The organism is Streptomyces sp. NPDC015127 (assembly GCF_043080095.1).
In the GTDB taxonomy this organism is placed as follows: domain Bacteria; phylum Actinomycetota; class Actinomycetes; order Streptomycetales; family Streptomycetaceae; genus Streptomyces.
In genome coordinates, this window is sequence record NZ_JBIBVE010000001.1 from 577,403 (window position 1) to 588,595 (window position 11,193).

The window sequence follows — 11,193 nt, forward strand, 5'->3', positions numbered from 1 at the left end:
GTTCAGTTGTTCCTTTCGAGCAGCCGGCCCGTCGGCTCGGCCAGGTTGCCGTTCTCCACGATCCGCTCGCCGCGCAGCCACGTCGACCGGACGACGCCGTGCAGGGTCTTGCCCGCGTAGGCGGTCACCTGGTTGCGGTGGTGCAGTTCGGCGGGGTCGACGGTGAACGTCTCGTCGGGGGCGAGGACCGCGAAGTCGGCGTCGCGGCCGGCCTCGATGGCGCCCTTGGTGCTCAGGCCCGCCAGTTCCGCCGGGGCGAAGGACATCCAGCGGACGACGTCGTCGAGGGTGTGGCCGCGCCTGCGGGCCTCGGTCCAGATGGCGGGGAGGCCCAGCTGGAGCGAGGAGATGCCGCCCCAGGCGGATGCGAAGTCCGGGGTCTTGAGGTCGGTGGTGCACGGGGAGTGGTCGGAGACGATGCAGTCGACGGTGCCGTCGGCGAGGCCCTGCCAGAGCAGGTCCTGGTTGGCGGCTTCCCTGATCGGCGGGCAGCACTTGAACTCGGTGGCGCCGTCGGGGACTTCCTCCGCGGTGAGGGTGAGGAAGTGGGGGCAGGACTCGACCGAGACCGCCACGCCCCTGCGCTTGGCGGCGGCGATCAGCGGCAGCGCGTCGCTGGAGGACAGGTGCAGTACGTGCACCCTCGCCTTCAGCCGCTCGGCGTGGGCGATCAGGCTCTCGATCGCGGTGTTCTCGGCGTCGCGGGGCCGGGAGGCGAGGAAGTCGGCGTACTTGGGGCCGCTGCGCTGGGGGGCCGAGGCCAGGTGGTGCGGGTCCTCGGCGTGCACGATGAGCAGGCCGCCGAAGCCGGCGATCTCGGCCATGGAGCGGGCGAGCTGCTCCTGGTCGAGCTCGGGGAACTCCTCGACGCCCGACGGCGACAGGAAGCACTTGAAGCCGAAGACGCCGGCGTCGTGCAGGGGACGGAGGTCCTTGAGGTTGGTCCCGATGGCGCCGCCCCAGAAGCCGGTGTCGACATGGGCCTTGGGCCGGGCGACGTCCTGCTTGATCCGCAGGTGCTCGACGGTGGTCGTCGGCGGGAGCGAGTTGAGCGGCATGTCGAGCAGGGTCGTGATGCCGCCGGCCGCGGCGGCGCGGGTGGCGGTCCAGAAGCCCTCCCACGCGGTGCGGCCGGGGTCGTTCACATGGACGTGGGTGTCGACGAGGCCGGGCAGCAGGGCGTCGTCGCCGACGTCCTCCAGGCGGGCGCCTGCCGGCACCTCGGCGTCGTACGGTCCCACGGCCGCGATCTTCCCGCCGGCGACGGCGACGGTCGCGGCGCGCGTCCCCTCCGGGGTGACGACGCGCGTCGAGCGCAGCACCAGCTTCACGTCCACGGTCCCGTCCACGGTCACGTCCACGTCGGACACCAGCTCCCCTCACATGCATGAACGCAGGCGAACGCCGATCTCTTCGGCGGGCCCAGAAATTCAACGAACTGTTGAAGGAGTCTTCACTTCCGGTCGGCACCCGTCAAGACCCACCCGCCCGGAGCCGCACTCAGGAGCGCCCGGAGGCACACTTTTGGACGTTTCCACAAAGTGGAAGTAAGATTCCACTGTCATGTGGGGTGCTTCACCCAACCCAGAGGCCGCCGGCCCGCCCGAAAAGCCCGCAGACACCCGGACAAACGGGCTCTGACCGGCAAGGACGCCTCGACTTGAGCGATGTGCCCCGCGCACACGCCCGGTAGGCTGCTGACTTGCCCTGCCTGCCCGAAAGGACCGCCGACGTGTCGACGTCCAGCGCCAGCACCACCGACGCAGCCAAGCCCGCCGCCACTGGCGGTGTGCAGTCCCTGGAGCGCGCCTTCGACCTGCTCGAACGCATGGCCGACGCCGGCGGCGAGGTCGGGCTCAGCGAGCTGTCCGCGAGCAGCGGCCTCCCCCTGCCGACCATCCACCGGCTGATGCGCACCCTGGTCGCCTGCGGGTACGTGCGGCAGCAGTCCAACCGCCGCTACGCGCTCGGCCCCCGGCTGATCCGGCTCGGCGAATCCGCGTCCCGCCTGCTCGGCACCTGGGCACGCCCCTACCTGGCCCGCCTGGTCGAGGAGACCGGCGAGACGGCGAACATGGCGCTCCTGGACGGCGACGAGATCGTGTACGTGGCACAGGTGCCCTCCAAGCACTCGATGCGCATGTTCACCGAGGTCGGCCGGCGCGTGCTGCCGCACTCCACGGGCGTGGGCAAGGCGCTGCTGGCGCACACGCCGGCGGACGAGGTACGGGCGCTGCTGTCGCGCACCGGTATGCCGGCCGCCACGGAGAAGACGATCACGACGCCCGACGGCTTCCTGGCCGCGCTCGAACAGGTGCGGCGGGCGGGGTACGCGGTCGACGACAGCGAGCAGGAGATCGGCGTGCGCTGCCTCGCCGTCCCCGTGCCCCATTCGCCCACGGCGGCGGCGATCTCGATCTCGGGCCCGGCGGGCCGCGTCACGGAGAAGGCCACGGAGAAGATCGTCCCGATCCTCCAGGAGGTCGCGCACGACCTGTCGGCCGCCCTGGCGAACACGTCCCCCCAGTCCTGAGCGCCTGGGGGCCCGCCCCCACACATACCGCCGGGGCCGCCCCGGCGTCAGACCTGACGCCGGGGCGGGACGTCGCCGAACGTGTCCACCGCGTTCCGCACCTGCATCAGCGCGGGCGACAGCGCGCTCACGGATCCGATCGCGCCCGCGATGAGCAGCAGCGAGCGGCGCATGCGCGGTATCTCGGGGTCGCCCGCGGCGATCATCGCAGCCAGTACGGCCAGTTCGTCCTCGGCGATCGCCCGATCGCCGAACTCTGCACGATACCCGGCCAGTTCACGGCGGAGCTGGGCGACCGCAGCACGCAACCGCGTCGCTCTCGGATCCTCGCCGCTCCCTGTCACCCGCGTCTGCCCCACGCTCCGCAACAAAGCCCAGCCCCTCGCACGTCCTGGTGCCCGCGACCGCGTTCCGCCGGAGGGCCGAACGCCCGCGGGGTGCGGGCCAGTTAACGCCATCCGGCCCGCGACGCGCCACAGTACGGACAGAATTCAGGACGAAGGGGCGGGATCGATCGCGTTGCGCCAGACTGTGACATCGAGCGTAATGAATTGGCTCGGGTCGGTGTCGGGCGACTTCCCCTGATAGGTCGCCACACCCACATGTCCCGCATCCGTCAGCACGCAGAACTTGGCGCCCTTCGACAGGACGTCCAGGTCGATGCTGGTCGCGTAGCGCGTCTCGGTCCGGCAGGTGTCGAGGTCGGCCGTCTGGCCGGTGCGCAGCAGGATGTACCGGCCGTTCTCCGTCCGGATCTGCTCGCTGATGTCGCTGTAGTAGACGTCCGAGGGCGAGTCGTCGTCGATGGGCTTGAGGGGATCGTCGTCGAGGGTGAGGTGGTACTGGTCCACCAGGTTGATCCCGGTGTGCGTCTTCGGCGTCGGGTCGGCGACCGGCTCGTCCGGCGGCGAATCGACGCCGTTGCCGCCGTCACCCTGTTCCGCGGGGGTGCCGTCCGGCTTGGGGGTCGAACTCTGCTTGTCCGAACCGCCCTTGTCCTGGCTCTGGTTCTCCTTGCCCTTGTCGTCACCGGCCAGTGCGAAGTACGTACCTCCGCCGACGGCGACGCCCAGCACCAGCGTGGCCGCCACGGCGATGGCGAGGTTGCGCGCCGTCTTCTTCTTGGGCGCGGCGGAAGCCGTCTGTCCGGTGGCAGCGGCGGGGTTGTAGGGGGCGGGGCCGCCGGGCTGCGGGTGGGCGGCCGTCTGCGGATAGCCGTACCCGGGCCCCTGCACGCCGGGCTGCGGGTAGCCGTACGTCGGCTGGACGTGGGGCTGCGGCTGGGTACCGGGCTGGGCGCCCGGCTGCGTGTGCGGCTGCCCGTACAGGCTCTGCGGACCGGAGTGGCCGTGCGGCTGCGTGGGCGGCTGCGGCGCGGGGCCGAAACCGGGCGGCGGGGTCGACGGCGCCGCGTGCGCGGTGGGCATGTGGGTGGGGGCGGCGGTCGGCGGCTGGGCGGGAGCGACCGGGGGCTGCCCGCCCGGCGGAGTGGCCGGCGGTGCCGGCGCGGCCGCGCGGGTGGTGATCTCGGCGGCCACCACGCTCGGCAGCCACTCCTCGGGGCGGCGCAGCACCGTCTCGCCGTTGGCCGCCTGGCAGATGCTCAGGATCTCGGCGACGGAGGGGCGGCCCTCGGGCTCCTTGACCATGCACCGGGTGACCAGTTCGCGCAGCTGGTCCGGGAGTTCGGTGAGGTCGGGCTCCTCGTGCACGATCCGGTAGAGCACCCCGTGCGAGGTGCCCTCGCCGAAGGCCGCCCTGCCGGTCGCCGCGTACGCCGCGATCTGGCCGAGCGCGAAGATGTCCGTCGCGGGCGTGACATGACTGCCCGCCGCCTGCTCCGGGGCCATGAACGAGGGCGTGCCGATGGTGACGCCGCTGCTGGTCAGCGAGGTGGCGTCGGCGGCGCGGGCGATGCCGAAGTCGATGACGCGCGGGCCGTCGGCGGCAAGCAGGACGTTGGCCGGCTTGAGGTCGCGGTGGACGATGCCCGCGCCGTGGATGATCTGCAGGGCCTCGGCGATGCCGGCGACGAGCAGCAGGACGGTCTCCACCGGCAGTCTGCCGTGCTGGGCGACGGCGTCGGAGAGTGAGGGCCCGGGCACATAGGCGGTGGCGAGCCAGGGCTGTTCGGCGTCCGGGTCGGCGTCGATCACGGGCGCGGTGAACAGGCCCTGCACGCGCTGCGCGGCCTGCACCTCCTGGGCGAACCGGCGGCGGAACTCGGCGTCCTGGCCGAAGTCGGGCCGGATCACCTTGATGGCGACCGGCCGGCCGCCCGGGGTGTACGACAGATAGACCTTGCCCATGCCGCCGGCGCCGAGGCGGGCTGCGATCTTGTATCCGGCGACCGTCCTCGGATCGTCCTCACCCAGCGGCTGGAACACCGCTCCCTGGTGCGCGCGCCCACTCATCGACTCTCGATCCCCCTGGCAAACCTCAGTATTGGAGGTGAACCTTATCCAAGGTCACCCCGCACTCTCCACGTCGGACGGCTCGGGCGGCCCGCGCGGTTGCAGCCCGCGCGAAATGCCCGGATGAGCCGGCGCCCCTCGTGCCCGAAATGGACCAAGGAGTCCTCATGTCACATCCTCAGCCGCCGCTCTCCGAACGCCAGGAACCCGTCGTCGCGGGCCTGTTGCTCGCGGCCGGCGGCGGGCGGCGGCTCGGCGGCCGGCCGAAGGCGCTGCTGACGCACCGCGGCAGGCCGCTCGTCGAACACGCCGTACGGGCGCTGCGCGAGGGCGGCTGCGGCCCCGTGCACGTGGTGCTGGGCGCGGCGGCCGGCGCCGTGCGCGAGGAGGCGGATCTGTCGGGGTGCGCCGTGACGGAGAACCCCGACTGGGAGAGCGGGATGGGCTCGTCGCTGCGGGCGGGGCTCGGTTCGCTGCCCGCCGAGGGGGTGGACGCGGTGCTGGTCCTGCTGGTGGACCAGCCGGGCATCGGCGCGCGGGCGGTGGCACGGGTGCGGGCCGCGGGGTCGTCGCGCGCTGCGCTCGCGGCGGCGGCGTACGGAGGCAGGCGGGGGCATCCGCTCGTGTTCGGTGCGGACCGCTGGGCGGACATCGCGGCGAGCGCCGTCGAAGACCGCGGGGCGCGGGCGTACGTGGCGGCGCACGAGGGCGAGCTGACGCTCGTGGAGTGCGGCGACGTGGCGGAGGAGTACGACATCGACACGCCCGGAGACCTGAGGCACCTTGAGTGAACGGCGTGGCACTGAGCGCCACGTTCTGTCGACCCGGAGAATCTCGACATCAACAAACCATTGAACTTCCACCATGCGGTAACTACTATCCACTGTTCAGAAGCGCCTGACCATCGGAGGGCGCCCCTCGGCCGTACCTCGAAGCCGCGGCACTGAGTGCCATGCGGTGGCGACCCGGCGGCCGCCCGGCGCCCCTCGTGAAGCCCGCGACGCTCGCACCAAGCTCATTGATCGCTCGCTGAAAGCTCGCTGAAGGAAGTGACAGCTCATGTCCGCACCAGCGCCGTCCCCGCTGGCCATCGTCGAAGCCGAGCCCCTGCCCCGGCAGGAAGAGGTCCTGACCGACGCGGCTCTCGCGTTCGTGGCAGAGCTGCACCGCCGGTTCACGCCCCGGCGCGATGAGCTGCTCGCCCGCCGCGCCGCCCGCCGCGCCGAGATCGCCCGCACCTCCACGCTGGACTTCCTCCCGGAGACCGCCGCGATCCGCGCGGACGACTCCTGGAAGGTCGCCCCGGCGCCCGCGGCCCTGAACGACCGCCGGGTGGAGATCACCGGACCCACCGACCGCAAGATGACCATCAACGCGCTCAACTCCGGCGCGAAGGTCTGGCTCGCCGACTTCGAGGACGCCTCCGCCCCCACCTGGGAGAACGTGATCCTCGGCCAGCTCAATCTGATCGACGCCTACGAGCGCCGCATCGACTTCACCGACCCGCGGTCGGGCAAGTCGTACGCCCTGCGCCCGGCCGAGGAGCTCGCGACCGTCGTGATGCGCCCGCGCGGCTGGCACCTCACCGAGCGCCACCTCCGGGTCGACGGCACCCCGGTGCCGGGCGCCCTGGTCGACTTCGGCCTGTACTTCTTCCACAACGCCCAGCGCCTGCTGGACCTCGGCAAGGGGCCGTACTTCTACCTGCCGAAGACCGAGTCGCACCTGGAGGCCCGCCTCTGGAACGACATCTTCGTCTTCGCCCAGGACTACGTCGGCATCCCGCAGGGCTCGGTCCGCGCGACCGTCCTGATCGAGACGATCACGGCGGCGTACGAGATGGAGGAGATCCTCTACGAGCTGCGCGACCACGCCTCCGGCCTGAACGCGGGCCGCTGGGACTACCTGTTCTCCATCGTCAAGAACTTCCGTGACGGCGGCGAGAAGTTCGTGCTCCCGGACCGCAACGCGGTGACCATGACGGCCCCCTTCATGCGGGCCTACACCGAGCTGCTGGTGCGCACCTGCCACAAGAGGGGCGCGCACGCGATCGGCGGCATGGCGGCGTTCATCCCGTCCCGCAAGGACCCCGAGGTCAACAAGGTCGCCTTCGAGAAGGTCAAGGCCGACAAGGACCGCGAGGCCGGCGACGGCTTCGACGGCTCGTGGGTCGCCCACCCGGACCTGGTCCCGATCGCGATGGCGTCCTTCGACGCGGTCCTGGGCGACAAGCCCAACCAGAAGGACCGCCTGCGCGAGGACGTCTCGGTGGCGCCGGGCGACCTGATCGCCATCGACTCCCTGGACGCCCGGCCCACCTACGAGGGCCTGCGCAACGCCGTCCAGGTCGGCATCCGCTACATCGAGGCGTGGCTGCGCGGCCTCGGCGCGGTCGCCATCTTCAACCTGATGGAGGACGCGGCGACGGCGGAGATCTCCCGCTCCCAGATCTGGCAGTGGATCAACGCGGGCGTCGTCTTCGAGCACGCCGGAAAGACAGTGCGGGCCACCCCGGAGCTGGCCCGCAAGGTCGCTGCGGAGGAACTCGACGCGATCCGCGCGGAACTCGGCGAGGAGGCGTTCGCCGCGGGCAACTGGCAGCAGGCGCACGACCTGCTGCTGAAGGTGGCGCTGGACGAGAAGTACGAGGACTTCCTGACGCTGCCCGCGTACGACCAACTGGTCGGCTGATCCTGCCTGTTGGTTTCTGTCACCGCCCCCGGTACCGCACAGCACCGGGGGCGGTGGTGCGTCAGCGCGGCGCCATGGCTGTGACGACGTCGGAGGCGGCGAGCAGACGTACCCGCGTCGCATCCTGGGCGTGCGGGTACAGCGCGAACACCTCGCTGCCATCGGGCAGTTCGACGTCCCCGCGCAGCAGGAAGGCCAGCCGGGGCCGCGCCGAGGGCTCGGCCCCGTCGGTGTCCGGTGAGCCGATGCGGTCCACGAATCCGGCCACGTCCTCGCCGTCCCGCCGTGCGTACACGCTCCGCGAGCCGTCCGTGTGGCGCAGGACGACCGTGGCCGCCCGGGCCGCGGCCTGCCACACCGCCAGCTCGCCCAGACCGACACGGGCACCCGAGGCGAACAGCTCCGTGAGCCGGTGGGTGAGGGTGGCCAGCGCGTGCGCGTGCCGCCACACCGCGTGCTGCGTGCCCGTGACCCCCTTGACGACGTCGAGCCAGCGCATGGTGCGTTCCTCCACGTCGACGACCAGCGGCACGCAGGCGCGGCTGCTGCCGGTGAGGTCGAAGCGCTGCTCGACGGCACGCGCGTCGAACACCGGCCCCTCGTTCCCGGACGCGTCCCGCACCATCAGCCCGGCGAAGGCGTCCGCCAGGTCGCCGAAGGGCACGTTGTTGTACGAGTAGACGACGGCGACGACGTACCGCACCCCGGCCTCGGCGAGCCGCTCCGGGTCGAGGTCGACGAACTCGGACGCGCCGAGCGGGGGCGGGGCGTCCTGGAGGTCGCCCGAGTGCACCGCCGCCGTGCCCCGGTACCGCAGCCCGGTGTAGTCGCACTCCCCGATGTGCCGCCAGTCCGCGTCGAACATGGCGGCCGACAGGTCGAGGTCGGTGCGTCCCGAGGCGGGACTCTCCATCCAGTGCAGGAACAGGCGCAGCGCCCTGCCCTTCGGTACGGCGAGTTCACTGCCGCGCGGAAGGGTCACCAGGGCCCGCGACGCGGTCCGTTCGATGAACGGCGCGACCACGCCGTCCAGCGCGGCGTCCACGACCGCGACCTCCACGGGCGCCGCCGCACCGGCGCGGCGCAGCATCTCCGCCGTGAGCACGCCGGTCACGGACCGCACGAGGGCGGCGGGCAGCGCCGGCCTGCCGTCGCCGGTCACATGGGCCCGCGCCGCCGCGCCCTTCGGGAAGAACACCCGTACCGTGCGCTCGCGCGTACGCGTGCGGATCGCACCGAGCGCGGACAGCACCACGGCGGGCGCCACGCGCCCGACGCCCCGCTCCAGCGCGGCGACGACGGCGCGCCCCTCGTCCGCGTCCCCGGTAAGGCGCAGCAGGTGGTCGAGACGGCGGACGAGTTCGCCCGGCCGCTGCCCGAGCAGGGCGAGCGCCCGGTCGAGGTCGCGCCCGGCGAGGGCCGTCTCGACCTGGCCGCCCCAGGTGCGCACGGTCACGACCGGGCCGGTGACGTCGACGCCGTCGATGCCGTCCGCGGCCTTGCGCAGGGCGAGCGACAGGGCGTCGTCGCCGAGCGCCGTACCGCGCAGCGCGGCGAAGGCGAGAGCCGCGCGGGGGTACCGATGCGTGTGCTCGAAGGGGTGCAGCAGTTCCGCGGCGTGTATCCAGGCCCGCCGGTACCGCCGCATGTCCTGGGCCGCCCGCGCCGGGTCGAGAGCGTCCAAGGCCGCCAGCAGGGCGCGGCGCAGGGGACGGGACACGCGGGCGAAGCGCGGGATCCTCACGAGCCCCGCGTCGCCACCGGACCGGACCGCGAGCACGCGCAGCACGTCGGTGGCGGTGTCGACGAGGCCGGTGACGAAGGGCAGGGTCGCGGGCAGGGCCGCGGGGTCGGCGAGCAGCCAGGCGACGAGACGGGCCTTGGTCTCCCGGCCCGGCACGGCGGTCGGCAGCAGGTCGAGGTCCTCGCGGGTCCGGGCGGCCAGCAGGGCGTCCAGGTGGTCGGTGTCCTGCGGACTCAGGGCGCCGGTCCGGGCGAGCAGGTTCTCCAGCTCCCGGGCGGCATCGCGCTGACGGTCGCTCAGGTCACCGCCGTACGCCAGAAGTCGCAGCCGCTGGGGCCGCGCGGGAGGACGGGAGAAGATCCGGCGCGGACGCCTGGGGCGCAGGAAGGGATCTGCGGGGTCGATGCGCCGCTCGCACACCGGGCACGCCGAGAAGTCGGCACCGTCGAAGCACGTGCCGCACACGAGGTGGGCGCAGGGCGCGACGGGCACGACGGAGTCCACGGTGCCGCACAGCACGCACGGCTGCTCGGGCCGCTGGAACAGCACGGTGAGCACGCGGTCGACGTAGTGCGCGTACGTGTCGTGCGGGGTGCTGTCCGGGAACCCGCGCAGCAGGGGCTCGTGCGGCCGGTCGGCGCCGGTCTCCCGGTCGATGTCCTGGAGCAGCGCCCGGCCCATGGCGCCGAGGGCCCGCGCGTCGAGCGCGGCGAAGGCGGCGCGCAGCGGGGAGGCGACGAGATATCCGCGCTCGACAAGATCGGCCTCGATCAACGCGGCGCCCGCGTGGCCGGCGGGCTCGGAGACGTCCCCGCCCATGGGCAGGTAGACGACCCCGCGCCGTGCGAGGAGCACGGCGGCGAGGCTGCGCGGAGTGGTGGCGGTGGTGCGGCTGGTGGCGATGGTGCTGGACACGTCTGGTTCTCCCCCTCCCGGATGACCGGGTGTTGCGCGGGGCGGGAAGTGAGCACGCTGTTTCGTCAAAGGAAGTTGAGGAAGGAAGCACGCTCGGGAGCCGCCCCGCGCGACATCAAGCTAACAGGGGGCGGGGCGGCTGATCACCGGGTTTTCCGGGGCGGTCCGCCGGCCGGTCGGGCGTGGCACGGCGGCGCGGCACAATGACGCGCCTGATCGGCAAGCGGGTCACGCATCGCGCCCTGGTCCACGAGGCCAAGCGCGACGCTTTTGCTCCGCTGGAGCAGTGGCTCGGCTACGGGCTCGCGAGCGAGGACGGCCGGATGCATCGCATCGCCACCGGCGGACTCCTCGGCTGGAGCATCGAGCACCGGTCGGCGCGTCCGGTCGACGACACCAGGCTTGTGCCGAGCGCGTCGCGCACGAGCGCCACCGACGGAGCGGCGGAGCTCGCGCTCCGGCCCACCCCGGGAGCCCGTATCGCAACCGAGGCCCAGGCCCTGATCGACAAGGCGGACGAGCTCGTCCGCCTCGCCGAGCGCACAGGCGGAAGCTGCGGGGCACGCGTACCGGACGGCCACGCGTGCGGCCGAGACGGCCCGGCGGGAGGCGTGGCAGACGATCACTGCCTCACCCAGCACCCGGGGACTGCTCGCGCAGGGCGTGGCCGACGGCGGCGTTCCGGCTGCGGCGGCACAACTCCTCGGGCTCATCGAGGGGATGCGCAGGCAGCTTCCCGGCCTGGCGGAGCGCATCGACGGGGCGCGTGCGGAGGCGCGACAGTTGAGCCGAACTTGCTGCTGTCGAGGCGCACACGGTGCTCGGCGATGCAGCCGACGATCTCGTCATGGTCCGGCTGGAGTCGGGCCATGAGCTGCATGCCCCCGCCCCGCCTC

General features: G+C 72.6%; 7 protein-coding genes. 3 read left to right on the forward strand and 4 right to left on the reverse strand.

The window, feature by feature from the left end; genetic code table 11:
• Positions 1-2: 2 nt before the first annotated feature.
• Positions 3-1,337, reverse strand: a complete 1,335-nt coding sequence (allB, locus tag ACF08N_RS02455) for an allantoinase AllB (RefSeq protein ID WP_392322875.1) — start codon at positions 1,335-1,337, stop codon at positions 3-5.
• Between the two features lie 395 nt (positions 1,338-1,732).
• On the opposite strand from allB, the gene ACF08N_RS02460 reads away from it, so the two are divergent.
• Complete coding sequence (locus tag ACF08N_RS02460) at positions 1,733-2,533, forward strand: IclR family transcriptional regulator (RefSeq protein WP_392322679.1); 801 nt, start codon at positions 1,733-1,735, stop codon at positions 2,531-2,533.
• Between the two features lie 47 nt (positions 2,534-2,580).
• On the opposite strand, the gene ACF08N_RS02465 is transcribed toward ACF08N_RS02460, so the two are convergent.
• A complete protein-coding gene (locus tag ACF08N_RS02465; protein ID WP_392322680.1) occupies positions 2,581-2,892 on the reverse strand; it encodes a DUF5955 family protein in 312 nt (103 codons plus the stop codon).
• 132 nt (positions 2,893-3,024) lie between these two features.
• Positions 3,025-4,947, reverse strand: a complete 1,923-nt coding sequence (locus ACF08N_RS02470; RefSeq protein WP_392322681.1) for a protein kinase — start codon at positions 4,945-4,947, stop codon at positions 3,025-3,027.
• 167 nt (positions 4,948-5,114) lie between these two features.
• On the opposite strand from ACF08N_RS02470, the gene ACF08N_RS02475 reads away from it, so the two are divergent.
• A complete protein-coding gene (locus ACF08N_RS02475) occupies positions 5,115-5,738 on the forward strand; it encodes an NTP transferase domain-containing protein (RefSeq protein ID WP_392322682.1) in 624 nt (207 codons plus the stop codon).
• 268 nt (positions 5,739-6,006) lie between these two features.
• Entirely contained in the window at positions 6,007-7,638 is a 1,632-nt protein-coding gene (gene aceB, locus ACF08N_RS02480) for a malate synthase A (RefSeq protein ID WP_392322683.1), read from the forward strand.
• Positions 7,639-7,699: 61 nt separating this feature from the next.
• Here the strand turns inward: aceB and ACF08N_RS02485 are convergent, their stop codons facing one another.
• Entirely contained in the window at positions 7,700-10,297 is a 2,598-nt protein-coding gene (locus tag ACF08N_RS02485; protein ID WP_392322684.1) for an MXAN_6230/SCO0854 family RING domain-containing protein, read from the reverse strand.
• Positions 10,298-11,193: the final 896 nt, after the last annotated feature.